General features: G+C 60.2%; 25 protein-coding genes. 9 read left to right on the top strand and 16 right to left on the bottom strand.

Going from position 1 to position 25,049, the window contains the following annotated elements; translation table 11 throughout:
- Positions 1–6 precede the first annotated feature (6 nt).
- On the top strand, positions 7–675 hold the full coding sequence (locus N5D22_RS08525) for a DUF502 domain-containing protein (RefSeq protein ID WP_279657177.1): 669 nt from the start codon (positions 7–9) through the stop codon (positions 673–675).
- A gap of 1 nt (position 676) precedes the next feature.
- On the opposite strand, the gene N5D22_RS08520 is transcribed toward N5D22_RS08525, so the two are convergent.
- Genes N5D22_RS08520 through recG form a run of 4 tightly spaced genes read right to left on the bottom strand, consistent with a single transcriptional unit; the run spans position 677 to position 3,761 of the window.
- Positions 677–1,060 carry a type II toxin-antitoxin system VapC family toxin gene (locus N5D22_RS08520; protein WP_020809195.1) on the bottom strand — a complete coding sequence of 128 codons (384 nt, stop codon included), beginning with the start codon at positions 1,058–1,060 and terminating at the stop codon, positions 677–679.
- Complete coding sequence (locus N5D22_RS08515) at positions 1,057–1,314, bottom strand: type II toxin-antitoxin system prevent-host-death family antitoxin (RefSeq protein ID WP_279657178.1); 258 nt, start codon at positions 1,312–1,314, stop codon at positions 1,057–1,059. Before N5D22_RS08515 ends, N5D22_RS08520 begins: the two co-directional genes overlap by 4 nt.
- A gap of 54 nt (positions 1,315–1,368) precedes the next feature.
- Positions 1,369–1,641, bottom strand: a complete 273-nt coding sequence (locus N5D22_RS08510) for a hypothetical protein (RefSeq protein ID WP_137003665.1) — start codon at positions 1,639–1,641, stop codon at positions 1,369–1,371.
- A 14-nt stretch (positions 1,642–1,655) separates the two neighbouring features.
- The gene (gene recG, locus N5D22_RS08505; protein WP_279657180.1) at positions 1,656–3,761 is read right to left on the bottom strand and encodes an ATP-dependent DNA helicase RecG; all 2,106 of its coding nucleotides are present in this window, start codon (positions 3,759–3,761) and stop codon (positions 1,656–1,658) included.
- 189 nt (positions 3,762–3,950) lie between these two features.
- Between recG and N5D22_RS08500 the strand changes: the two genes are divergently transcribed.
- The 3 genes from N5D22_RS08500 (at position 3,951) to N5D22_RS08490 (ending at position 8,496) form a co-directional block, all read left to right on the top strand.
- Complete coding sequence (locus tag N5D22_RS08500) at positions 3,951–4,262, top strand: succinate dehydrogenase assembly factor 2 (RefSeq protein WP_065115898.1); 312 nt, start codon at positions 3,951–3,953, stop codon at positions 4,260–4,262.
- Positions 4,263–4,266: 4 nt separating this feature from the next.
- Positions 4,267–7,764: a transcription-repair coupling factor gene (gene mfd, locus N5D22_RS08495; RefSeq protein ID WP_279657181.1), complete on the top strand. Its 3,498-nt coding sequence runs from the start codon at positions 4,267–4,269 to the stop codon at positions 7,762–7,764.
- Between the two features lie 393 nt (positions 7,765–8,157).
- Positions 8,158–8,496: a hypothetical protein gene (locus tag N5D22_RS08490; RefSeq protein ID WP_279657183.1), complete on the top strand. Its 339-nt coding sequence runs from the start codon at positions 8,158–8,160 to the stop codon at positions 8,494–8,496.
- 48 nt (positions 8,497–8,544) lie between these two features.
- Here the strand turns inward: N5D22_RS08490 and N5D22_RS08485 are convergent, their stop codons facing one another.
- From N5D22_RS08485 to N5D22_RS08475, 3 genes are read right to left on the bottom strand one after another with little or no spacing between them, the layout of a single operon-like run.
- The gene (locus N5D22_RS08485) at positions 8,545–9,486 is read right to left on the bottom strand and encodes a DMT family transporter (protein WP_279657184.1); all 942 of its coding nucleotides are present in this window, start codon (positions 9,484–9,486) and stop codon (positions 8,545–8,547) included.
- A gap of 51 nt (positions 9,487–9,537) precedes the next feature.
- On the bottom strand, positions 9,538–10,206 hold the full coding sequence (locus N5D22_RS08480; protein WP_279657185.1) for a DsbA family protein: 669 nt from the start codon (positions 10,204–10,206) through the stop codon (positions 9,538–9,540).
- 35 nt (positions 10,207–10,241) lie between these two features.
- A complete protein-coding gene (locus N5D22_RS08475; RefSeq protein ID WP_279657186.1) occupies positions 10,242–12,089 on the bottom strand; it encodes an extracellular solute-binding protein in 1,848 nt (615 codons plus the stop codon).
- A gap of 307 nt (positions 12,090–12,396) precedes the next feature.
- Between N5D22_RS08475 and N5D22_RS08470 the strand changes: the two genes are divergently transcribed.
- Positions 12,397–13,053, top strand: coding sequence for an invasion associated locus B family protein (locus tag N5D22_RS08470; protein ID WP_279657187.1), 657 nt, complete (start codon positions 12,397–12,399; stop codon positions 13,051–13,053).
- 94 nt (positions 13,054–13,147) lie between these two features.
- Here N5D22_RS08470 and hspQ read toward each other — a convergent pair whose 3' ends face one another.
- The 4 genes from hspQ to N5D22_RS08450 form a co-directional block, all read right to left on the bottom strand.
- A complete protein-coding gene (hspQ, locus tag N5D22_RS08465) occupies positions 13,148–13,477 on the bottom strand; it encodes a heat shock protein HspQ (protein WP_279657188.1) in 330 nt (109 codons plus the stop codon).
- Between the two features lie 88 nt (positions 13,478–13,565).
- Entirely contained in the window at positions 13,566–14,486 is a 921-nt protein-coding gene (locus tag N5D22_RS08460; protein WP_279657189.1) for a DMT family transporter, read from the bottom strand.
- Between the two features lie 156 nt (positions 14,487–14,642).
- Positions 14,643–16,052 carry a type I glutamate--ammonia ligase gene (gene glnA / locus N5D22_RS08455; RefSeq protein ID WP_003523416.1) on the bottom strand — a complete coding sequence of 470 codons (1,410 nt, stop codon included), beginning with the start codon at positions 16,050–16,052 and terminating at the stop codon, positions 14,643–14,645.
- A gap of 71 nt (positions 16,053–16,123) precedes the next feature.
- Positions 16,124–16,462, bottom strand: coding sequence for a P-II family nitrogen regulator (locus N5D22_RS08450; protein ID WP_003515720.1), 339 nt, complete (start codon positions 16,460–16,462; stop codon positions 16,124–16,126).
- 358 nt (positions 16,463–16,820) lie between these two features.
- Here N5D22_RS08450 and N5D22_RS08445 point away from each other — a divergent pair, with 358 nt between their 5' ends.
- Complete coding sequence (locus N5D22_RS08445) at positions 16,821–18,299, top strand: NAD(P)H-hydrate dehydratase (RefSeq protein ID WP_279657191.1); 1,479 nt, start codon at positions 16,821–16,823, stop codon at positions 18,297–18,299.
- Between the two features lie 267 nt (positions 18,300–18,566).
- Here the strand turns inward: N5D22_RS08445 and N5D22_RS08440 are convergent, their stop codons facing one another.
- Together N5D22_RS08440 and N5D22_RS08435 are read right to left on the bottom strand one after the other, a co-directional pair.
- Positions 18,567–19,607 (bottom strand): GlxA family transcriptional regulator, encoded by a 1,041-nt coding sequence (locus tag N5D22_RS08440; protein ID WP_279659061.1) that lies wholly within the window; start codon positions 19,605–19,607, stop codon positions 18,567–18,569.
- 271 nt (positions 19,608–19,878) lie between these two features.
- Complete coding sequence (locus N5D22_RS08435; RefSeq protein WP_279657192.1) at positions 19,879–20,097, bottom strand: hypothetical protein; 219 nt, start codon at positions 20,095–20,097, stop codon at positions 19,879–19,881.
- Between the two features lie 238 nt (positions 20,098–20,335).
- On the opposite strand from N5D22_RS08435, the gene N5D22_RS08430 reads away from it, so the two are divergent.
- A complete protein-coding gene (locus N5D22_RS08430) occupies positions 20,336–21,274 on the top strand; it encodes a LysR family transcriptional regulator (RefSeq protein WP_279657193.1) in 939 nt (312 codons plus the stop codon).
- Between the two features lie 53 nt (positions 21,275–21,327).
- On the opposite strand, the gene N5D22_RS08425 is transcribed toward N5D22_RS08430, so the two are convergent.
- The gene (locus tag N5D22_RS08425) at positions 21,328–22,248 is read right to left on the bottom strand and encodes a methylenetetrahydrofolate reductase (RefSeq protein ID WP_279657194.1); all 921 of its coding nucleotides are present in this window, start codon (positions 22,246–22,248) and stop codon (positions 21,328–21,330) included.
- A gap of 91 nt (positions 22,249–22,339) precedes the next feature.
- Positions 22,340–23,116 (bottom strand): formyl transferase, encoded by a 777-nt coding sequence (locus N5D22_RS08420; protein WP_279657195.1) that lies wholly within the window; start codon positions 23,114–23,116, stop codon positions 22,340–22,342.
- Positions 23,117–23,308: 192 nt separating this feature from the next.
- Here N5D22_RS08420 and N5D22_RS08415 point away from each other — a divergent pair, with 192 nt between their 5' ends.
- Together N5D22_RS08415 and N5D22_RS08410 are read left to right on the top strand one after the other, a co-directional pair.
- A complete protein-coding gene (locus tag N5D22_RS08415) occupies positions 23,309–23,470 on the top strand; it encodes an entericidin (protein ID WP_279657196.1) in 162 nt (53 codons plus the stop codon).
- Between the two features lie 106 nt (positions 23,471–23,576).
- On the top strand, positions 23,577–24,341 hold the full coding sequence (locus N5D22_RS08410; protein ID WP_279657197.1) for a phosphodiester glycosidase family protein: 765 nt from the start codon (positions 23,577–23,579) through the stop codon (positions 24,339–24,341).
- A 9-nt stretch (positions 24,342–24,350) separates the two neighbouring features.
- On the opposite strand, the gene N5D22_RS08405 is transcribed toward N5D22_RS08410, so the two are convergent.
- The gene (locus N5D22_RS08405; protein ID WP_279657310.1) at positions 24,351–24,701 is read right to left on the bottom strand and encodes a hypothetical protein; all 351 of its coding nucleotides are present in this window, start codon (positions 24,699–24,701) and stop codon (positions 24,351–24,353) included.
- Positions 24,702–25,049 lie beyond the last annotated feature (348 nt).

Below are 25,049 nucleotides of genomic sequence, written 5' to 3'. Positions count from 1 at the left end.
CGGTAAATGACCGATATTCCAGTCAAAATTTCATTCGCAGCCCGCCTGCGCAATAGTTTCCTCACGGGCGTTCTGATCCTCGCACCCGTCACCATCACCATGTGGCTGGTGTGGAGCTTCCTGCAATGGGCGGATAGCTGGGTTAAGCCCTATATTCCCGCCCGCTACGATCCCGAGCAATATTTCGATGTGGCGATCCCCGGCTTTGGGCTGCTGATTGCCGTCGTTGGTATCACCCTCATCGGTTTTCTCGGCAATAATCTCATCGGCAAATGGATCGTCGGCGTTGGTGAATCCATTCTCAACCGCATGCCGCTGGTGCGGCCGATCTACAAGAGCATCAAGCAGCTGTTCGAATCCGTTCTGAAGGAGCATGCGAACTCCTTCAAGAAGGTCGGCCTGATCGAGTTTCCATCGTCCGGCACCTGGGCCATGGTCTTTGTCGCCTCCGAAGCCAAGGGCGAACTTGCCCATCGTTTCAACGAAATGGGCCAGGAAATGGTCGCCGTCTTCCTGCCGCCGACACCGGTGCCGACAGCCGGCTTCCTGCTGTTCGTGCCGAAAGACAAGATCGTGATGCTGGACATGACGCCGGAAGATGCGGCAAAGCTCTTGATATCCGGCGGTCTGGTGGCCCCGGATTTTACGCCGCCGAAAATGATTGCGCCGGTTTGAGCTAGATAACGCCGAGGATGTCCGTCTGCGAAAAGTCGTTACCGACATAAAGCAAGGGGCAACCCTCGGTTTTCGCCAACTCGTAGGCAAAACAGTCACCGAAATTCAGTCCGGCGGGATGAATGCCTTTGCCCCAGATGCGGTAAGCTTCGGAAACGCCATGCGCCGATTTGGGGGTGACGGGTCTGATTTCGGCGCTCAGACCTTCGATCAGCATCTCTAGTTCCCGGCTGCGGTCACGCCGCTGCGCCACGATCATGGTTTCCGCAAGCGTACCGGCGGAAATGAGTAGAGGCTCATCCGTTTCGAGAGCTGCGGCGCAGGCATCCGCTTTGGGCTCATCAAGCAGGATTGCCATCAGAGCCGACGTATCGATAACAATCATTTCGGAAGGCCGTGCTCGTCATAGAGAAAATCCTGACTATGCGCGGCATCCGGGCCATCATCGGCTTTGTTGGCGACACTCGCGCGCACTTTTGCGAGCGCGGCTCTGCGGTATGTTTTATCCGCCACGGCGGTGACCGGAACCAGCCGCACGGCTGCGTGGCCATGACGGGTGAGAATGACCTCATCACCGGCTTCGGCGCGGCGCACCAGTTCGGTAAGCTGACTTTTTGCATCCGTCACGGATATCTGCATCGCTAACCTCAAGTGTTAAAGTTAGCATTAGATTAGTCCATTCAATGGACCATATCAATCCTCGTCGTCCAGATCGTCCACTTCCGTGCCGGTGGTCGTGGCGTGGAATACGGGAACGAAAAGCCGCATATAGACCAGCCGCACGCTCCAGCCTTCTTCCAGCGCCTCGCTCCAGGCCTTCTTGCGTCCTGGCTTCTTGAAGGCCTTGCCGATCGCCTTCTTCTCGCTTTTCGCAAAGGTTTCGGGCTGCAGGATATTCTGCGGCGAACAGAGCGCGTAACCCTTGCGAAAGGCGGGCGGCGGGCGGCGAGGGTCGATCATGTTCATGGTCGTCAAAACTTTCAGCCGGCATGCAGGAAGCGGATCGCTTCGTCGCGGCGGTGCAGGTAGAGCAGGGTGCGCAACGCATTGCCGCGCGGGCCTGTCAGTTCGGGGTCGCGCTCGATGACGTAAGCTGCATCCTTGCGGGCGATTTCCAGAAGGTCGGCATGGGCTTCGAGGCTGGCGATGCGAAAGCCCGGCGTGCCTGATTGCCGGGTGCCGAGCAGCTCGCCTTCACCGCGCAGCTTCAAATCCTCCTCGGCGATCAGGAAGCCATCCTCGCTGTCGCGCAGGATGGAAAGCCGGGCGCGGCCGTTTTCGCTAAGCGGGCCTTTATAGAGCAGGATGCAGGTGGAGGCCTCGTCGCCGCGGCCCACACGGCCGCGCAGCTGGTGAAGCTGGGCGAGGCCGAAACGTTCGGCATGTTCGATGACCATGATCGTCGCATCCGGCACATCGACGCCGACTTCCACCACGGTCGTCGCCACCAGCAGCCGGGTTTCGCCGTTCTTGAAGGCCAGCATGGCGGCGTCCTTCTCCGGGCCGCTCATGCGTCCATGGATGAGGCCGATATTGGCGCCGAGCATCTGCGAGAGAACCGCATGTCGCTCCTCCGCCGACATCAGGTCGGATTCTTCCGTTTCCTCGACCAAGGGGCAAATCCAGTAGGCCTTCTTGCCTTCCTTCAGCGCCGCACGCAGCCGCTCGACAATATCGCCGATCCGTTCGGTGGGGATTGTCACGGTCTGAATGGGTTTGCGGCCGGCCGGTTTTTCGGTGAGCTTGGAGACATCCATGTCCCCGAAAGCGGCCAGAACCAGTGTGCGCGGAATGGGCGTGGCGGTCATGACCAGCATATGCGGCGTGATGCCCTTGGCGGTGAGGCGCAGGCGCTGGTGCACGCCGAAACGGTGCTGTTCGTCGACCACTGCCAGCACGAGGTTTCTGTAACTCACGCTGTCCTGAAACAGCGCATGGGTGCCGATGACGATCTGCGCTTCGCCGGAAGCGACGCGCTCCTCGATCTCCCGACGCTCCTTGCCCTTGGTGCGGCCGGTCAGCACTTCGACGGTGATGCCCGCTGCCTGAGCGAGTTTGGATATGGTGGCGTAGTGCTGCCGGGCAAGAATTTCGGTCGGGGCCATCAGCACCGCCTGTCCGCCAGCCTCCACCGCCGTCGCCATGGCCATCAGCGCCACCAGCGTCTTGCCCGCACCGACATCGCCCTGCAGCAGCCGCAACATGCGGTCTTCGCCGGCCATGTCGGTCAGGATATCTTTCACGGCGGCGCTCTGGCTTGCCGTCAGCGAGAAGGGCAGTTGCGACAGGATTTTCGCGGCGACATCACCCTTGGCGCGGATCGGCTGGCCTGCCACCTTGCGCAGCCGCTGGCGCACCAGCGCCAGTGAGAGCTGCCCGGCGAGGAATTCGTCATAGGCAAGCCGCCTGCGCGACGGGGCTTGCGGATCGATATCGGCGCTGTCGCGCGGGTCGTGCAATTCGCGGAAGCTTGAGGCGACATCGCCGAAGCCCTGCCTCGTCTTCAGTGTCTCGTCGATCCATTCGGGAAAGACCGGCAGCTTTGAAAGCCCGCCTTCGATCGCCTTGCGCAGCACCTTGGCAGACAGCCCGGCGGTCATGGGATAAACGGCTTCCACCAAAGGCAGGTTTTCCGCCTCTGATAGCTTCACCATGAAATCCGGATGCACCATGGAGGCGCGGCCGTTGAACCAGTCCACCTTGCCGCTGACGAGGACCTCTTCATCGACGGGCAGGGCCTTGGACAGCCAGTCGCCCTTGGCGCGGAAGAAGGTCAGCGCCAATTCGCCGGTCTCGTCATGCAGGAAGACGCGATAGGGCGCGTTGCGGTTTCCCGGCGGTGGCGGCTGGTGGCGGTCGACGCGTCCCTGAATGGTGACAATGGCGCCGGGGCTGGCCAGCGCAATGCCGGGGCGGTTGCGGCGGTTAATGACGTTGGATGGCGCGTGGAACAGGAGATCGATCACGCGGGTGTCGTCGGCGTTTTCCCGGCTCAAAAGCTTGGCCAGAAGATCGGCAAGTTTCGGCCCCACACCGGCAAGGGTGGAGACGGAGGCAAACAGCGGATCGAGAATGGCCGGGCGCATGGGTCAGCAAAATCAGGGAAGGGGGCGGCTTATGCAAGACTTCGCTGGCCACAAAGGCGGGTTATCACCGGCAGATTTTCACCGCCGTGGCATTATTTCGATAAAAACCGGTTCCCAAGCGTTCGCCTCCTGTTCTATAGGAAGTCGCAGTCAACATCCTGTTGAATAGCCAACCGAAAGGTGAATGCGATGACTGGACTGGTGCGCACGAGTGCCGACCTCGATCCGAGACGCCGGCGGATTCTTTACCGCTGCTGGCACCGGGGCATTCGCGAGATGGATCTGGTGCTCGGGCAATTTGCGGAAGACAATATTGCCGGGCTTTCCGATGACCAGCTGGATGAGCTTGAGATCATCATGGCGGAAGAGGATAACGACCTCGTCAAGATGGTGACGGGCGCGCTTGCCATACCGGAAAAATTCCAGACCCCGCTGTTCGAGAAGATCGCCTCTTACCGCCCCGATTTCGATCTCGTCACCACTGACACCCTGAAAGCCTGAGAATATGATAGCCGGATTCGATGCAAAGCTGGTGTCGTCGGCCGATACGCCGCTGACCATCGGAAACGTGCCTTCCGGCATGGAAGCCCTTTTGCTTGCCGATATGGCGCGGGCCGGCACGTCGGTCGCCTATGTGATGTCGGATGGCCAGCGGGTCGCCGATCTCGAACAGATCCTCGGTTTCGTCGCACCTGACATTCCGGTGATGACGCTGCCGGCCTGGGACTGCCTGCCCTATGACCGCGTGTCACCGAGCGCCGACACCTCGGCGCGCCGGCTGGCGGCGCTCTCCGGTCTCATCAGCCACGCCAAGAAGCCACATCCGGCCATCGTGCTGGTCACCGTCAACGCCATGCTGCAGAAGATGGCGCCGCGCGACATTATCGAGAGCCTCGGCTTTTCGGCCAGGCCCGGCAACCATATCCGCATGGAGGACATTGCCGCGCGGCTGGAACGCAACGGTTTCGACCGGGTGGCGACGGTGCGCGAAGTGGGTGAATTCGCCGTGCGCGGCGGTATTCTCGATGTCTTCGTGCCTGGTACGGAAGAGCCGGTGCGGCTCGATTTCTTCGGCGATACGCTGGAAAGCATCCGCACCTTCGATCCGGCCAGCCAGCGCACCATCGGTCAGGCGCGCTCGCTCGATTTGAACCCGATGAGCGAAGTGACGCTGACGCCGGATACGATCAGCCGTTTCCGCAAGAATTACCTGTCGCTGTTCGGTGCGGCAACGCGAGACGACGCGCTTTATCAGGCCGTCTCCGAAGGCCGCCGTTATGCCGGCATGGAGCACTGGCTGCCGCTGTTTTACGAGCAGCTGGAGACCGCCTTCGATTATCTGAAGGATTTCCGCATCGTTACCGACCATACGGCGCGGGAGGCGGCGAAAGAACGCTCCAAGCTGGTGCTCGATTATTACGATGCGCGCCGCAGTTCCGGCGAAACCAAGGGCTCGACGCAGGGTGCGCCCTATAAGCCTGTTTCGCCTGGCCAGCTTTATCTCGACGGCAAGAGCTTCGATGCGGCGCTCGCCGCCGTTAACGCCGTGCGCCTGACACCCTTCAACGAGCAGGACAGCGAAGGCCGCCCGGTCGCAACGCTCGATGCCCATGTCGGGCCGCGCTGGGCGCGCCCGCCAACCGAGGGCGAGAGCGAAGAGCGGGTCAATGTTTTCGATCTGGCGGTGAAGCACATTGCCGAACGCCGCGCCAAGGGCTGGAAGGTGCTGATAACAGGCTGGTCGGAAGGTTCGCTCGACCGGCTGTTGCAGGTGCTGAACGAGCACGGGCTTGAGAAGATCAAGCCGGTCACCTCGCTGAAAGAGGTGGAGAAGCTCGGCAAGGGCGAGGCGGCCTCGGCGGTTCTGAGCCTTGAGGCGGGTTTCGAAACCGGGACGCTGGCGGTTATCGGCGAGCAGGATATTCTCGGCGACCGCATGGTGCGCCGCTCCAAGCGCCGCAAGCGCGGCGCGGATTTCATCTCGGAAGTGGCGGGGCTGGATGAGGGCTCGCTGGTCGTCCATGCCGAACATGGCATCGGCCGCTTCGTCGGCCTGCGAACCATCGAGGCGGCCGGCGCACCGCGGGCATGTCTGGAACTGCATTATGCCGATGACGCCAAGCTGTTCCTGCCGGTTGAAAACATCGATCTTCTATCCCGCTACGGCTCGGATGCGGCGGAAGCGCAGCTGGACAAGCTTGGCGGCGGCGCATGGCAGATGCGCAAGGCAAAGCTCAAGAAGCGCCTGCTGGACATGGCCGATGAGCTCATCCGTATCGCGGCCGCGCGTCTGGTGCGTCACGCGCCGGCCTTGGTTGCGCCGGACGGGCTTTACGACGAATTTGCCGCCCGTTTCCCCTATGACGAGACCGAGGACCAGCTGAACGCCATCGAGGCGGTGCGCGAGGATCTCGGTGCCGGCCGGCCGATGGATCGCCTCATCTGCGGTGACGTTGGTTTCGGCAAGACCGAAGTGGCGCTGCGCGCCGCCTTCCTTGCCGCGATGAATGGCGTGCAGGTGGCGGTGGTGGTGCCGACTACGCTGCTCTCCCGCCAGCATTTCCGCACCTTCTCGGAACGTTTCCGTGGGTTGCCGATCCGGGTGCAGCAGGCGTCGCGCCTTGTCGGCTCCAAGGAACTGACGCTTACGAAAAAGGAAGTGGCTGATGGCAAGACGGATATCGTCGTCGGCACCCATGCGCTGCTCGGCGCGGGCATCAGCTTCGCCAATCTCGGCCTGCTGATCATCGATGAAGAGCAGCATTTCGGGGTGAAGCACAAGGAGCGGCTGAAGGAGCTGAAGAGCGACGTGCATGTGCTGACGCTCTCCGCGACGCCTATTCCGCGCACCTTACAGCTTGCCATGACGGGCGTGCGCGAATTGTCGCTCATCACCACGCCGCCGGTGGACCGCATGGCGGTGCGCACCTTCATCTCGCCCTTCGATCCGCTGGTGATCCGCGAAACGCTGATGCGCGAACATTATCGCGGCGGCCAGAGTTTCTATGTCTGCCCGCGCCTTGCCGATCTCGCCGATATTCACGCTTTCCTGCAATCGGATGTGCCGGAACTGAAGGTGGCGGTGGCGCATGGGCAGATGCCGGCGGGCGAACTGGAAGACATCATGAACGCCTTTTACGACGGCAAATATGATGTGCTGCTGTCGACCACCATCGTCGAATCCGGCCTCGATGTGCCGACCGCCAATACGCTGATCGTGCACCGGGCCGACATGTTCGGTCTGGCCCAGCTTTACCAGCTGCGCGGCCGTGTCGGCCGTTCCAAGGTGCGCGCCTTCGCGCTCTTCACCCTGCCGGTCAACAAGGTGTTGACGACCATGGCCGAGCGGCGGCTGAAGGTGCTGCAATCGCTCGATACGCTGGGCGCCGGCTTCCAGCTGGCGAGCCACGATCTCGATATTCGCGGTGCAGGCAATCTACTTGGCGAGGAACAGTCCGGCCATATCAAGGAAGTCGGTTTCGAGCTTTACCAGCAGATGCTGGAAGAGGCGGTGGCCGAAGTGAAGGGCGACGAGCAGGTGCAGGATAGCGGCTGGTCGCCGCAAATCTCGGTCGGCACCTCTGTCATGATCCCGGAGGATTATGTTCCGGATCTGCATCTGCGCATGGGGCTTTACCGCCGTCTCGGCGAGCTTGCAGATATAAGCGAGATCGATGGTTTCGGTGCGGAAATGATCGACCGTTTCGGCCCATTGCCAAAAGAAGTGCAACATCTTCTCAAGATCGTCTACATCAAGTCGCTCTGCCGCACCGCCAATGTCGAGAAGGTGGATGCCGGGCCGAAGGGCGTGGTCGTGCAGTTCCGCAACAAGGAATTCCCCAATCCGGCAGCGCTTGTCGCCTATATCGGCAAGCAGGGCACGATGGCGAAGATCCGCCCCGATCACAGCCTGTTCCTGACCCGCGACCTGCCGACGCCGGAAAAACGGCTGACGGGTGCGGCGATGATCATGACGCAGCTGGCGGAGCTGGCGCGGTCCTGAAGCTTTCGAGAGGTTGTCGATCCATAGCGGACCGATGCGCGTGGGGCTTACCCCCCTCTGTCCTGCCGGACATCTCCCCCTCAAGGGGGGAGATCGGCAAGAGGCGCTACCATCGCTTCACGCGCAAGATTTAAGGTGGGCGAGACCTTGCCGCAGATCGATCTCCCCCCTTGAGGGGGAGATGCCCGGCAGGGCAGAGGGGGGTAAAGCCCCACGCGCGTCGGTCCGCTGTCAATGGACACCTCCCAAAGCCAACACCCCAAGGCTCTGCAAACATTACCGGTATGTAATGAAACGGACATGCGCCGGTAGCCTCGACGGGCGTAGTCTTGCTCTCATCTCCTGCACTGCGCCCAATATGACGCGCGGGTGGGAAGACGAAGGAGCAAGACGATGTGGACCAAGATGAATAGGTTCGTCTCCGCAGGTCTGGTTGCTTTGACAATTGCGGGCACCACAATTGCCACCACCAGCCAGGCGGAAGCACGCAGCCACTTTGGACACGGACATGGTGGCGGTGGCATTGCCGCAGGTATCGCCGGAGCGATTATCGGCGGCGCCATCATCGCCGGAGCGCGGCATCCCTATGGCGGCGCCTATTACGGCGAGCCCTTTTACGGTCCGCCGGTTTACGGCCCGCCGGTGATCTATCAGCCGGCATATCCACGCTGCCACGTCGTCTGGCGGCAAAATGGCTGGGGCGATATGTATCGCGCGCGTGTCTGCGACTGACCCTTCGCGGAAAAACCAAGGATAGCGACGGAAGAATGCGCTCTGGTCTTAACTGGATCGCGGCGCGTCTTCCGGCGTGATTCCGACAGCGACATTCTGGTCGGTGGCGGCTATGGAGGCCGGCATCGGCACCTGTCGCTGTTTTTCGCGAATGAGCGTCAGGAGGCCGGAACCGACGATGAGCGCTATGCCGATGAGCATCCAGCCATCGATATGGTCGCCGAAGATCAGGTAACCGAAGAAGATGGCCCAGAGCATCTGGCTATATTGCGTCGGGCCGATCATGGCGGCAGGCGCATAACGGGCGGCATACATGACCAGCACGTTGCCGACGGCAGCAAACAGGCCGTAACCCGCCAGAAGCAGCCATTGCTCTCCGTTCGGCGGCACGAAGGTGGGGATCATGGCGAGGCCGCTGATCGCCAGACAGCCCAGCACGCCGGCGCCATAAAGCGACACGTTTTTTTCGGACGGCCCCATGGCGCGGAAGATGACGATGGACAGCGCGCCGCTCAAACCGCCGAGGATGGCGCCGAGGTGGCCGATGCCCAGCTCGCGGAAACCCGGTCTGAGAATGATCAGCACGCCGACGAAGCCGATGATGACCGCAGACCAGCGCTTGATGCCGACCTGTTCCTTCAGGAACACCACCGACATGATGGTGACGAAGGAGGGAAGCAGGAAGATCAGCGCGAAGGCTTCGGCCATGGAGAGGTGCGTGAAGGCGGTGACGCTGCCGACTGCGCCGATGCCGGAGGCGAAGAAGCGGATGAGCCAGAGAGGACGGTTCGTCGTCCTGACGACATCCGCCCAGCGGTCGTTGCGCTTGCGGATGAAGGGCAGGGCGGCAAGGCCGAACACGGCGCCGAAGAAGGCCGATTCGATCGGTGAAATCTGGCCTTCTATGAGTTTAACGCTCGCATCGCTCCAGGCGTAGGCAGCGAAGGCGGCAAAGGCGAGCAGGATGCCTTTCAGGGTCTGGTCGGACACGGAAACACCGGCGAAAAATCGAGTTGATGAAAACCGCCGGCGGTTTGACCGTCAGTTCATCGATCTATGCTCGTCCGCCTTGATTTTTGCAATGTCCCGCAGTGCAGCAATCAATACATCCGGCGTTTGTGCACCGCTTATGGCGTATTTCTGGTCGATGATGAAGAAGGGCACGCCGGCGACGCCCATTTGCTGCGCCGCATCAATTTCGGCGATGACGGTGTCCTTGTCCGCGTCCGACGCCAGGAGCCGGGCCACGACCTTGGCGTCCATGCCGGATTTTTCGGCCACATCGGTCAGCACCGCGTGATCGCCGATATTGCGGCCTTCCTCGAAATTGGCCCTGAACAGGGCGGTGACGACCTTCTCCTGAACGTCGCGGCCCTCCGAATGCGCCCAGAGTGACAGGCGATGGGCGTCGAGCGTGTTCGGGCCGATCTTGATCGCATCGAAATCGTAGTGGATGCCGACCTGCCTGCCGAGTTCGACCAATGTTTTATGCGCCTGCTCCAGGCGCTCCTTGCCGAGCTTTTCTTCGAGAGCGGCTTTCTGGTCGACGCCCTCGGGCGGGTAATCGGGGTTGAGGCGATAAGGACGCCAGTTCACGTCGACGCTGATTTCATCCTGCACCAGGGCAATGGCGAGATCGAGCCTTGCCTTGCCGAGATAACACCACGGGCAGACCATATCCGATACGACGTCGATAACGATGCGTTCCATGGTTTCATCTTCCCTTGTCTGGACCGGGTGGCGGGTTATTGCACCCTTGCATCCCACCAGGTCTGTTTCTGATTGCCGGATATCGGGGTCATATCCGGGCGGTCGATATATTTCCAGCGCGCCACCCATTGCGCGCCGATATAATAGAGCGGAATGATGTAGTGGCCGGCCACCAGAAGGCGGTCATAGGCGCGCACCGCCGCCTGAAAATCTTCCGTCGAACGCGCCTGCAGCAGGGCCTCGATCATCCGGTCTATATCGGGATTTGCAGCGCCCGCATAGTTGAAGCTGCCCTGCGCATCGCGCGAAAGCGAACTCCAGCGGTTGAGCTGCTCCATACCGGGCGAAAGCGACGACGGCAGGGAGCGGATGATCATGTCGTAATCGAAGCTGTTGGAACGGGACTGATATTGGCCGTCATCGACCGAGCGGATACCCATGGCGACGCCGATCAGATTGAGCGAACGCTGATAGGCAAGCGCGATGCGCTCCTGCGCCGGGTTCTGCGTCATGATCTCGAAAGCAAGCTGACGGCCGTTGGCGTCGGACATTCTGCCGTTCTTGATGCTGTAGCCAGCCTCTTTCAGCTTGTCGACGGCCATTTTGAGAACCTTGCGGTCAGCACCCGTGCCGTCGGTGGTGGGCAGGGCGTAGGTGCCGGCCAGCAGTTGCGGAGACATGGTCTTTGCCGCATCGCCGAGCAGCCTTAGTTCGCGCTCGTCGGCAGCGTTGCCATAGGCGCCGAGCGGCGAATTCTGCCAGTAGCTCTGGGTGCGCTTGAAGGAACCACCAAGGATGTTTCTGTTCATCCATTCGAAATCGAACGCATAGGTCAGGCCTTCGCGCACCTTCTCGTCGGAAAACACGGCGCGGCGGGTGTTGAAGACGAGGCCGAACATGCCCGTCGGCAGGCGCGGCTGGAAGACGTCCTTGACGATATCGCCGCGATGGACGGCCGGGAAATTGTAAGCCTGTCCCCAGTGGGAGGTATCGGAGGTGCCGTTGATGGCGTCGCCTTCAGGGTAGATGTCGATATCGCCCTTCTTGAAGGCCTCGAACATGGTGGTGACCTGAAGGAAATAGGTCACGCTGATCTCGTCGTAATTGTCGAAGCCGACCTTGCCGGGAATATCCTTGCCCCAATAATCCGGGTTCCGCTCCCAGATGATTCGTTCGCCCGGCCGCAGGGTTTTGATTCGGTATGGACCCGAGCCGACGACCGGGCCGAGGCCCGCCTGCTCGAATTTTTCCGGATCGATCGCATGTTTCGGCAGGATCGGCGTGGAGGAGGCGAGAATGAGCGGCGTTTCGCGGTTCGCCTTGTCATTGAAGGTGAAACGCACGCTGCGATCACTGATCTTTTCCAGCTTCGCGACGCCGTCGAGGCGGCTGTTGAAGGGCGGGCGGCCTTTTTCCTTCAGGAGGTTGAAGGTGAAAATGACGTCATCGGCCGTTACCGGCTCGCCATCGGACCATTTTGCCCTGGGATTGATGTTGAACTGGACGAAGCTGCGCTCCTCATCCCACTCGGCCGTTTCGGCCAGCAGGCCGTAAAGGCTGAAAGGCTCGTCGCTGGAGCGCAGCATCAGCGGTTCATAGAGCAGGTTGCCGAATTCCGGGTCCCAGACACCGCGTGCGGTGGTACGCATTCCCTTGAGAACGAAGGGGTTGAGGCTGTCGAAGGTGCCGACGACGCCATAGGAGATGCGGCCGCCTTTCTTCACCTTTGGATTGACGTAGGGGAAGTGGCGGAAATCTGCCGGCAGGGCGGGTGTGCCATGCATGGAAATGCCGTGGAGCGGCTGCGCCAGGGCGGTCCCGGCGGGAAGCAGGGATGATCCCAGAAGGAACAATGCGGGGATGAGGGCCGCAGGGCTGCGCATGTCACTATCCTGTCTCAACGGTCAGTCCGATATGTGGACCCGACCGGTTTATCGTCATGATTCTGGCAGATATGTAGCACACGGACATTGCATGACCCATGCAAGGGCGGGAAATCTTGGGTCAGCTCAAGAAAAAGTTAAAGAAGTGCTGGATATCGCCGCGATCGGCATGTAACAGGGGGACCGGAAGAGACGGGTCACGCATTTGCCTCATTTAAACGACAGTTGAACGGGCAGAAGGATACCGCCATCGGCGAACAGGACCTCGCGGTTCGGTTCTGGCAGACATTCAGGAGACGGAACTCTTATGATGCACAAGGCAAACACATTCACCCGGACGGGTCTGTCCGCTCTGGTCCTCTCTCTCGGCGCAATGTCCGCTCCGGCCATCTCGCAGGCGCAGGATGCTGCTCCCGCCGCTCAGGGCGCTGGCGCTCCGCCGCTCGGCTGGTTCAAGACCTGCTCCAAGCAGGAAGACAACGATGTCTGCGTCGTGCAGAACGTGGTTCTTGCCCAGAACGGTCAGATGATTACCGCCGTCGGCCTCATCACCGTTGAAGGCAAGGTCAACCGCAAGCTGCTGCAGGTCTCCGTTCCGACCGCGCGTCTCGTTCCTCCGGGCGTGATGATGCAGATCGACGGCGGCAAGGGCCAGAAGCTCGATTACGCCGTTTGCCTTCCCGACAAGTGCACGGCCGAAGTTCCGCTGACGGACGCCATGATCGCTTCGCTGAAGAAGGGTAGCGAGGTGGTCTTCACCTCCATCAACTTCCGCCGCGCGCCGAACCCCATCAAGATCGCGCTCTCCGGCTTTACCGGTGCGTTTGACGGCCCGGCGATCACCCAGTCGCAGCTTGCCGAAAGCCAGCGCAGCCTGCAGGAAGGCATGCAGAAGAAGGCTGAAGAGGCCCGCAAGAAGCTGGAAGCCGCACAGGACGCCGCCAAGGGCGCGCCGAAGCCCTGATCGTAGCGTAAGCTTTAAAAAACAGGAAAACCGGTCTGGTGACAGACCGGTTTTTTTATGTCCCTGGGAGGGCGGGGGAGATCGTTGTCAGGCGTCAGTGCGCCGTCGACATTTTCGGACGCCATTCGCCGTTCGGCGCCTTGTCGAAGATGCGGCCGATATTGGGATTTCTCAGCGGCGCCTCGTTTTCGTCGTGGACGAGGTTCTGTTCGGAAACATAGGCGACATATTCCGTCTCCTCGTTTTCGGCCAGAAGATGATAAAAGGGCTGGTCGCGATCCGGCCTGATATCGGCGGGAATGGCGTTCCACCATTCCTCGGTATTGGCATATTCCGGGTCCACGTCGATCACCACACCGCGGAACGGAAACACCTTGTGGCGAACGATTTCGCCAAGCGTGAATTTTGCGTTTCTTTGTTTCATGGCATGTACTTCCTTTCCCAATACTAGTTGGTGTCGGAATGCGAAATATCAAGACCTAGCGGTTTTGCTGCCGGTCTGAGGTCCAGGCTCAGCGCTTTTTGCCGATGGGCGCGGTGGCGATGATGACGCCGCCGGTGACCAGCACGATGCCGACGGCGTGATAGGTCTCGAAGGTCTCTCCCAGGAGCAGCGTGGCCATGAGGATCGAGACTGGCGGCATCATGTAAAGCGTGAGGCCGGCGGTGGCGGGACCGAAGACGCGCACCGTATGGGTGAAACAATAAAAGGCCAATAGTGAGGCGAAAAGGATGATGCCGGCGATCTTGGCCCAGGCCATTGGCGTGGCGGGCAGCATGCCGCCCTGCGCCAGTTCCAGCGCCGCCGGCGGCAGAAGCACGAGCGCGCCGGAAAAGGCGATCAGGCCGAAAAGGCTGAAAGAGGCCATCTGCCGTGCGGCGGGATCGCGCAGCAGCAGCGAATAGACCGCAAAGGCGATGGCCGCAGTCAGGATCGCGAAATCGCCAATGTTGAAATTCAGGTGCCAGAGAGCGGACATATCGCCCTTGAGCACGATGGCCGCCACCCCGGCAAAGGCGATGACCATGCCCGCCACTTCCAGCTTCCGGATCGGGCGGCCCTGAAAGACGCGCTGGAAAAGGATGATGAACAGCGAGGACGTGGTGTAGATCAGCGTGCCGTTGGCGGCCGTCGTCATGGTCAGCCCCCAATAGACCACGCCGCCGCAGATGCCCATGCCGAGAATGCCGAGGACAAGCCAGAGCAGCGTCTTCCGCCGCACGAAGGTAAGGCAGTTGCGCCAGTCGGCGATCATGAAGGGGGCGATGATGAGGGTCGATCCAATCCAGCGGATGAAGGCGGCGATGAAAGGCGAGACTTCGCCGACGACGCCGCGGCCGAAAATGACATTGCTGGAGAAAAAGAACGGCACCGCCAGAAAGATGAGCCAGTCCGTGAGGCGCGTTTGCTGAGAGGCTGGCTTGTTCGACATTCTTCGCAATGATGGCTGGGCTTCAAAAGAAAACGGCGGCTTTCCAGGGAAAACCGCCGGAATGGAAAGGGACGCTCCTTAGAGCTTTCGTTTGTCTTTTCGGGAAAACCGGGTCCCACTTTTCCCTGACAAACTCTAGAGCGTCCCGAATGCCGATCAGGCCGAGTAGTACATGTCGAATTCGACCGGATGCGGGGTCATTTCGAAACGCATGACTTCCTGCATCTTCAGCTCGATGAACGAGTCGATCTGGTCGTCGTCGAACACGCCGCCGGCGGTCAGGAACTTGCGATCCTTGTCGAGGCTTTCCAGCGCTTCGCGCAGCGAGCCGCAGACGGTCGGGATCTTCTTCAGTTCCTTGGCAGGAAGATCGTAGAGGTCCTTGTCCATCGGCTTGCCGGGGTGGATCTTGTTCTTGATGCCGTCAAGGCCGGCCATCAGCATGGCCGCAAAACCGAGATAGGGGTTCTGGGTCGGGTCCGGGAAGCGGACTTCGACGCGCTTTGCCTTCGGGTTGGAGCCGAAGGGAATACGGCACGATGCGGAACGGTTGCGCGCGGAGTAGGCGAGCAGAACCGGCGCTTCATAACCCGGCACCAGACGCTTGTAGGAGTTGGTGGTGGGGTTGGTGAAGGCGTTGATGGCTTTGGCGTGCTTGATGATGCCGCCGATGTAATAGAGGCAGGTCTCGGAAAGGCCGGCATATTCGTCGCCCGCAAAGGTCGGCTTGCCGCCCTTCCAGATCGACTGGTGCACGTGCATGCCCGAGCCGTTGTCGCCGAAGATCGGCTTCGGCATGAAGGTTGCCGTCTTGCCATAGGCATTGGCGACCTGGTGCACGACGTACTTGTAGATCTGCATCTTGTCGGCGCTGGAGACCAGCGTGTCGAATTTCACGCCCAGCTCGTGCTGTGCGGCAGCCACTTCGTGGTGGTGCTTTTCGACGACCACGCCCATTTCGGCCAGAACCGTCAGCATTTCGGAGCGCATGTCCTGGAGGCTGTCGATCGGTGGAACCGGGAAGTAACCGCCCTTGACGCGCGGACGGTGGCCGAGGTTGCCGGTCTCGTAGTCGGTGTCGTCGTTGGACGGCAGTTCGGAACTGTCGAGCTTGAAACCGGTGTTGTAGGGGTCTGCCTTGTACTTCACGTCGTCGAAGACGAAGAATTCCGGCTCGGGGCCAACGAAGACGGTGTCGCCGATGCCGGAGGCCTTGAGGTAGGCTTCGGCCTTCTTGGCGGTGCCGCGCGGGTCGCGGTTATAGGCTTCGCCGGAAACCGGATCGAGAATGTCGCAAAGGACGACCAGGGTGGACTGGGCGAAGAACGGGTCGATATGGGCGGTGGCCGGATCGGGCATCAGCACCATGTCGGACTCGTTGATGGCCTTCCAGCCGGCGATCGAGGAGCCGTCAAACATGACGCCATCGGCGAACATGTCTTCGTCCACACAGACAACATCCATGGTGACATGCTGCAGCTTGCCCTTGGGGTCGGTAAAGCGCAGGTCCACGAACTTGATGTCGTTATCCTTGATCTGCTTCAAGATATCGTTTGCGGTCGTCATTTAAACGTTTTCCTTGAGTGTGATGATGACGAGGTGAAAACCCAAGCCTCCCCGGCTCGGGACGTTCTTGATTATATGGCGTCCACGCCTGTTTCACCGGTACGGATGCGGATGACTTCCTCGACATTGGAAACGAAAATCTTTCCGTCGCCGATACGTCCTGTCTGCGCCGCATTGCGGATCGCCTCGATGACGGCTTCCGCATTCTCATCCGCCAATACGACTTCGACTTTCACTTTCGGCAAAAAGTCCACGACGTACTCTGCACCGCGGTAGAGTTCCGTGTGGCCCTTCTGACGACCAAAGCCTTTTGCTTCCGTGACCGTGATTCCCTGAAGTCCGACTTCCTGAAGGGCTTCCTTCACTTCATCGAGCTTGAAAGGCTTAATGATCGCTTCGATCTTTTTCATGAGAAAATATCTCTCCGCTTCTCCCGTTAAAGCAGGTAACTCCCGCTCTGCCACAAGAATGCACGTATTGTGCCAGATCGGAAGCGGGCGTGAAGAAAAAACTTCGATCCCCCGGCCTTCCGGCACAAAATGCATTCGCTTTTTGGGATTTTCCAGCCAATTTCTCGCAGAAAGCCGAAAAATCCATCAGCATTTCCGTGAATTTGTATTATTTTAGATTTTTTGAATATTTGGAAAGGCGCGCACAAGGAAATGGCTGTTTGTTTATATTTTATGCAATTGTCTATTATTTGGACACGGCGATCTGCTCATTTTTGTATCGATTGCCTTTCCGGCGTTTTGAAAGGATGATCGGGCCATGAAATCCCTCCGGCACCTCTTCCTGATCGATCCTGTTGTCATGGCCCGCATCGATGTGGCGGCCGGGCAATCCGGCATTCCACTTTATGAGCTGATGGAGCGGGCGGGGCAGGCGGTCGCCGCCTCGGCGTTGCGTTACTATCCGCAGGCGCGACGTTTCGTCGTGCTCTGCGGCGGCGGCAACAATGGCGGCGATGGTTACGTGGCGGCGCGGGCGCTTTTGCAGAGCGGGGCGGTCGTTGCGGTTCATCATCTCGGCGATGTCGGTGCGCTCAGGGGCGATGCGCGGACGGCGTTCGAGCGCAGCGGCGTGACGCCGCAACCGCTGGGTCACTATACGCCGCTTGCCGGCGACGTGGTGGTCGATGCGGTTTTCGGGGCCGGATTGTCCCGCGATGTTCCGCAGGAGCTCATCCGGGTGATCGAGGCGGTCACGCGGGCGAGGGTGCCGGTTCTCGCCGTCGATCTGCCCTCGGGCCTCTGCGGCAGGCGGGGCGTGCCTCTCGGCGCATCGTTCAGGGCCGAGCGGACGGTGACCTTCATGGCGCGCAAGCCCGGTCATCTGCTGATGCCGGGGCGGGAGCTTTGTGGAACGCTCGAGGTGTTCGATATCGGCATTCCCTTCCGCATTCTTGATGCCCATGCGGGATCGGTGGCGGAAAATGATCCGCTGGTCTGGCGGGATTCCTTGCCTCATGCCGATATGGAAACCCATAAATTCCGTCGCGGGCATCTGACCGTCTTTTCCGGCCCGGCCCATGCGACGGGTGCAAGCCGTATGGCGGCGCTTTCGGCGCTGAAGGCGGGGGCGGGGATCGTCACCATCGCCGCGCCGAGGCAAGCGCTCGATGTGCTGTCCGTGACGCTGACGGCGGTGATGAGTGCGCCGGTGGACGATGCCGACGATTTGCAGTCATGGCTGGACGACCGGCGTCATGGGGCCTTCGTTCTCGGCCCGGGTTTCGGCGATCTCGAAAAGGCGCGGCACTTCGTGTCCCTGCTTGGAGACAGGGCTGTGGTGCTGGATGCCGATGCAATCACGGCTTTCAGGGATCACAGGGAGGTCTTGTTCGAGTGCATCACCTCAGGCGCGGGCAAATTTGTACTGACGCCGCATGAGGGCGAGTTTGCACGGCTGTTTCCCGATCTTGTTGAGGATGCCGGATTGAGCAAGATCGAAAGGGCGCAGGTCGCATCGGCGCGCAGTGGCGCTGTTCTGGTCTATAAGGGCGCGGATACGGTGATTGCCGCGCCGGATGGCCGCCGGGCGCTGGTTAACACCAATGCTCCCGCGAGCCTTGCGACGGCTGGGTCAGGCGATGTGCTGGCCGGTATCATCGGCGCGCTGCTGGCGCAGGGAGCTCCCGCCTTTGAAGCAGCCGCGGCCGGGGTCTGGCTGCATGGCGAGGCCGGCCATAGGGCAGGCGATGGCATGACGGCGGAAGACCTTGCCCATGCGGTTCGGCCGTTTGGGTGACTTGGTCTGATTGTGTTGGGGCAGTCTTGCGAACCGGGTCTTTGCTGGCCGCTCGCGAACCTACGATTTTACCACAGTTCCATCATCCGCACTCACCCCGGACTTGATCCGGGGTCCAGCGCGATCAAGTCCTTGATCGCAAGAGACACTTCTCACGGCGCAGACGCGCCTTGGCTGGATGCCGGATCAACTCCGGCATGACGAAGGAGAGGTTTGCATTCCTCAGATACGCACTGCTGCACCTGAATATATATTAAAGCCGCGTCTTCAATGCGCGGCCTTGCCTGCCTGGCTCGCCATCGCCATTCGCGAGGCGCTGATAAGCAGCTTGCGTTCGGCGCGCTCCTGCTGCGGCGTGCGATTGTAGATTTCGCGATAACACTTGGAGAAATGCGAGGCGGAGACGAAACCGCAGGCGACGGCGACTTCGACCACCGGCATGGCCGATTGCACCAGCAGGTGGCGGGCGCGGTCGAGGCGGATCTCGAGATAATAGCGGGCGGGTGAACGGCCCATTTCCTGGCGGAAGAGGCGCTCCACCTGCCGGCGCGACAGATCGGCGGCATCGGCAATGTCGAGCAGCGACAGCGGCTCGGCGAGATTGCCTTCCATCAATTCGATGATCGAGAGCACCTTGCTGTTCTGCACGCCGAGGCGGGCGCGCAGCGGCAGGCGCTGGCGGTCGTTGGGACTGCGCACCCGGTCAGTCAATTGCTGTTCGCAGACGCGGTTGACGAGGTTTTCGCCGAAATCTTGGCCGATCAGGCTCAGCATCATGTCCAGCGAGGCCGTGCCGCCGGCGCAGGTATAGATGTTGCTGTCGACTTCGAAGAGATCGGCATAGACTTCCACCTGCGGGAAGGCCTCGGAAAAACCCGGCAGGTTCTCCCAGTGGATCGCGCAACGCTTGCCGTTCAAAAGGCCGGCCTGCGCGAGGATATGGGCGGCGGTACAGAGGCTGCCGATGGCGATGCCGCGATTATAAGCTTCGCGCAGCCAGGCATTGACCGACTTGTTGATGTGCTGGTCCACATCGATGCCCGAACAGATGATCGCCATTTCCGGGCGGTTCTCGCCGCTGACGTATCGCCTTTCGTCGGCAAGACAGGTATCGGCCTCAAGACAGATGCCGCTTGATGACATGACCTTCTGGCCATCGAGCGAGGCGAGGCGCCATTCATAGGCCTGATAGCCCAACATTCGGTTGGCGATGCGAAGCGTTTCAACCGCTGCGGCGAAGGGCAGCATGGTAAATTGCGGAATGAGAAAAAAGACGATTGAGCGTTTCTTCTGGGAGTTCCTGCTCATTTGCCCGTGCTCCGTTGCGAATACGCAATTCCTCCCTTGGAATTGGTCTTCTGGATGTCCTGTTTACGACATCTTTAGCGAAAAATACGCCGTGGATTCGGGGCTGTCAAAAAATAGCTTTTGAAATATGCAAATTTTGCGACAAGCCTTTAAAAAAGGCGCTGTGTCGCATGCAAAACAGGCAGGCTGTTTTGCGCCCCTGTCTCGCCTTTCGGGCGGGGGCAGGGATGGCTCGCAAAACGCGCAACGGTTGCGAGCCATCGGTTGCACATCATTTGCGGATGATGTGTATGCGGGTGGTTTCGACGGTTGGCCATCCGATATCCTTCAATGTTTCAGGCGGCAACGCCTCCAGTGCGCGAAGCATCCTGGCGCGGCGCCATTCTGCGTAACGGGCGAAAACATTGTCGGACAGGCGACGCAGCCAGCCGGTGGGGGACGGGCGATGCGACGAACGGTTCGTCACCGGGAGATAATGTATCATGGTCATGTCTTGATCCTTTCCTGAACCACGATCCTGTTTGCGACTTCGGTATGCGCTTGCCTGTTTCATCAAACAAGAGAATGAATCTTATGTCATTCATCAGATTTTGGAATGAATTGGCGGTAAACCTGCGGAAAAGATTCCAATCCGCATGATCGTCAGCGCTTCACTCCAACGAGGCTAAATCCGCCCCATCAATCGATGTCCCGGATGGTGCGCGCTTGTTGACATTCAATCAAACGAAATGATATCCATCTATAAATCAAAATATTTGAAGGTGCGTGCCATGACCGTGACTTTCCGCCAACCGCTGCCGTTGCTGGATAACGACATATTGAGAACCTTCGTCGCCATTGCGGAAACGGGAAATTTCTCCACCGCCGCAGAAGTGGTGTTCAGAACGCCTTCCGCCGTTTCCATGCAGATCAAGAAACTCGAGGAGCAGTTGAAGACGACACTGTTCCTGCGCGATGCCCGCTCGGTGACCTTGACGGCGCACGGGGAGACGTTGCTGACCTATGCGCGGCGGATGATTGCGCTCTCCAACGAGGCCGTGTCGCGGTTCGTCATGCCGGAGCTTTCCGGTGTCGTCCGGCTCGGTGCGCCTGAGGATATTGGCGAACGTGGCCTGCTGCCGGGCATTCTCAAGCGGTTTGCCGAGGCTTTCCCCGGCATCATGATCGACGTCACCATCGATTCCAGTTCCAATCTCTACAAGCGCATGGACGAGCAGCGGCTCGACCTCGCCCTCGTCAACTGTGCCTCCCATCCCCTGCGCGACACCGGCGAGGTGCTGATGCGCGAGCGTCTGGTATGGGCCGGCGCAAAATGCGGCACGGCCTATCTGCGCGATCCGCTGCCGATTTCCATCTGGGAAGAGGGCTGCATCTGGCGTTCGGAAGCGATAAACTCGCTGGAACGGCGCGGGCGCAATTTCCGCGTGGCCTATCTCAGCGGCCATACCATGGCGCAGCGCGCGGCGATTGCCGCCGATCTCGCCATTGCGCCGCTGCCGCGATCCTACGTGCTGAATGACATGGTCATTCTGGGCGACAAGGAGGGACTGCCGGAACTTGGCTGTTTCGATATCCGTCTGATCATGGGCGACAAGGCGTCGCGCCCCGTTCTTGCCGTGGCCGAGAGCATTCGCAACGCTTTTGTCGAGGTAGCCAAGGCGGCCTAAGGTCGTCGGGGAGTGTGCGGCGGCGGCGAGCCGTCGCGCCGTCAGGGCCGGCTTCAGCCAGCCATCGAATCCGGCGATGCCGAACGGTTCGCACCGCCGGTCTGCCAGCTTCCGCGTTTGACCAGCCAGTCGGCCGAATTCTGCAATCCGCCGAAGGGGAAGACATGAATCTGCCGTATCGGCCCCTGCGGATTGGCCTGCCAGTGCCGTTCTATCGGTCCGACGATGCTTTCCGGTGAATGGCCCTTGGCCAGCGTCGTCAGGGAAAGCGCATTCTTCTTGAGATAGGCAATCGAGTTGCCGACGCCACAGAGCGCGGCATATTTCAACAGCGTCGTGATCTTGGCCGGGCCGGAAACGCCGATATGCACCGGCAGATCGATGCCTGACGCGACAAGCCCCTCCGCCCAGGCGATGAAACGCGCCGGATCGAAGCCGAACTGGGTGACGATGCGCATAGTGGCATCGCTTCTTTCGGCAAAATCCCGTTTCAGCCTGAGTGCGGCCATCGCCGTATCGTCGCTGAAATCGGGGCTGCCTTCGGGGTGGCCGGCGATGGCGATGTGTCTTATGCCGCAGCGGTCGAAAATGCCTGACGACAGCATGTCCATGCTGGAGGCGAAGGGACCGGCCGGGCGGTCGACACCGCCGCCGACGACCAGAACATCCGTAACACCTGCTTCTCCTGCAAGCCGTCGCACCTGTTCCTCAAACCCTGCGCGGGAGGGGATGCGCCGTGCTGCAAGATGCGGTACCGGCTGGTAACCGAGGCCGCGCAAATGTGCAGCGGCTTCGACGAGCTTTTCCTGCGAAGCCGCTCCGGTGTCGGTCAGGTAAACGCGAACGCCCTGCGGAAAGAGGCCGGCAAGGTCCGTCGCGCCGAGCACCTGCGCGGGCGAGGCTTCGATGGAGGCGGGAATGATGGAAGCGGCGGAAATATCGGGCAATTTGTGCGTGATCCTTTTCATTATCATGCACCGATTTCGCGGCGAAGTCTGTGCCTGTTGCGGCAAGACAGGCTTGCATCTGCGACGAAGCTCGGTCGCAATTCCCTGACATGCGGTTTCACCAGATACGTTTCGTCACACCGTTCCACAGCCAGGTCCAGATGGTCGGCGGGAAACGCAGTACCGATTTGCCGGGTGAGGGCGGTTGCGGCGCCAGGCTGCCGGAAAGGGCGTCCTCGATGGCGCTGACGGCGATATCCACCGAAGCGGCGGTCAAAAGCAGCGGATAGGTGGCGATCGTGTCGGAGGGGGATGGTTTCAGCCGCTTCTCGTAGAGCGTGGCGCCGGTATCCACACCCTTGTCGACCAGATGCACGGTCGCGCCGAAATTGCCGCGGTCCTTTTCCACCAGCGCCCAGTAACCGCCCATCTGTCCGCGATAAGCGGGGTTGATGCCGGCATGGAAATTGATGACCGGGCATTGCAGGGCCTGAAGCGTGGTCGGCGTCAGCAGGCGGCAGGAAATCGTGAAGATCACCGCCGGTTTCAGCAGATTGGCGGCCTCGCGGCAGTCTTCATCGTTGAGCGAGGCGAATTGTGTGACAGGAAGGCTGTGATGGAGATCGGGAGAAAGGCCGTGTTCGGCGATGATCTCATTGCTTCTTCTGACAGCAAAACGTTTGCCGAGCCGTGAGGCGATCATCGTCGCCATCTGGCCCGCGGCGACAATCCAGCCGAGCCGTCGCGCGCGTCGCCTGAGAATGACCGACTTTTCTTCCGGCCGCTCCATGAAGACATGGATGTCGGGAAATCTGTCCGCCAGCGCATTGATCATGACATTGGGGTTCATGCCGCCCGCCGTCATCACCAGAAGCCGATTGTTGGTTTCAGTCATATCTCCCCACCGGATTTTCCCAAGTCATGATCCAGACGCCGAGTTTCACCCGGGAAGTTCAAAACCCTGTTAATTTTCATCGGCAGGATTTTTTGAAATGCCGCTGGAACCGTTTTTTGGGACTCACGTTATTGTGACGCATATCACATCGGTGCTTGCCTTTGGACGGCAAGTCATAGGGGAGTTGTTTCAATGATCACACGCATTCTTTCGACCGTTTTCGTGGCCTTGCTGACCGTCGTGACCCTGAGTTCCTGCGGTAACACCATTCGCGGCATCGGACGGGACACGGCGAACGCCGTCGACGCAACGCAGGACGCCGGCCGCAATGTGGACCGCGCCGCCCGTCGCTGACGGCATCTCCCCTTGAAAATCCGGCGTCACCCTGAAACACGGGTGACGCCTTTTCTTTGACCGAATTTTTGCGAATGTTCCCCCGGCGAGAATCAAAGGGGTGGGCATGAACGGATCGATGAAAAGACTGGCGAAGCTGCTGTTGCCATTGCTGCTGCCGTTTTCGGCCCAGGCCGGCGGGCAGGCCGACTTCTGCCGGATCATGGACCATGCGGGTGGTCGTTACACCGTCTGCAGTTTCGATCCGGCGAAAAACACGATCAGGATTTACGATCGCGACCATGTCTCCGGTCAGGGATATCGTTCCTTCGCCGATCTTTCTTCGGCTTTGTGGCGGCAGCATATGTTCAGCGTTTTTGCCATGAACGGCGGCATGTACCATTCCGATTATTCACCCGTGGGCCTGTTTGTCGAAAATGGCGTCGAACGCACACCCATCAGCACCGGCGGCGGCTGGGGCAATTTCCACCTTCTGCCCAACGGCGTGTTTTATCTGAAGGGCGCCGCGGCCGGCGTGCTGGAAACGCAGGCCTATCTGGCAACGGATCCGAAGCCGGACTTCGCCACGCAGTCAGGGCCGATGCTCGTCATCGATGGCAAGCTGCATCCGCGCTTTCTGCCCGATAGCGACAGCCTGAAGCGACGCAACGGCGTCGGCGTCTCCCGCGACGGCACGGTTCATTTCGCCATTTCGGAAAATACCGTTCGCTTTTACGATTTCGCCACGCTGTTCAGGGATGTGCTGGATGCGCCGAATGCGCTCTATCTCGACGGCACCATATCCAGCGTCGATATCCCCGCGATGAAGAGGCGGGACTCGCTGTTTCCGATAGGGCCGATCATCGCTGTGGTCGACAGGGTGCCGGACTAGCCGGAAAGATCAGATCGGCGCTTTGGGATAGGCTTTTTCGAGGCCAGCCGACGCCGTCAGCCCCTTGCGGAAGGCGAGATAAGCGGGATGCTGGCTGGCCTTGGCAATTTCCGCCGTGCGGATCTGCAGGCGGGCAGGGGCATTGCCGCCGAGCCATTCACCGACCGCTTCCAGCTTCAGGCTGTTCAGGAAGCGGGCATTGGTCTGCTGGTCGAGATAAAGATTGAGACCGGCCAGCAGGTTTTCGTCCTGCAGGGCATTTTCCATCAGCAGCAAAACCCAGGCCTTGTCCTCGCTTGTCAGCGAAGTCAGTTTCGACGCGACCGTTTCACGGTCGGGAAAAGAGGATGCCTGCTGCATGGAAAGACTCGCATCGTTGCCGTTGCCATCGTCGATAAAGCAGCACTGGCGGCCTTTCAAGGCGCGGTGCTTCAGCGGCAGAAATTCGACCGTAACGTGCCGGTAACAGGAGGTTTTCAACAGGAGTTTGTACAAAGGCTTTAAATAACGGTTACACTTTAGCCTAAATTGAGGCGAAGCCAAAAATGGCGCGCTTTGCAGCCTGCTGCTAACACCTTGTTTTTTCACATACCTATGCACGGGGCGAATGGCAGCCCGTCAAAAACGCCTTCATTTAGCCGCTTTTTGCATTTGCCTTCCCCGCCGGATTTTAATAAATGCTTGCCTCAACGGGATGGGTCTTGAAGA

It is taken from the genome of Agrobacterium sp. GD03872, from assembly GCF_029840625.1.
Lineage (GTDB): Bacteria > Pseudomonadota > Alphaproteobacteria > Rhizobiales > Rhizobiaceae > Agrobacterium > Agrobacterium fabrum_A.
Note: the sequence above shows the minus strand (reverse complement) of the source record. Positions and strands in the feature narration are given on the sequence as shown.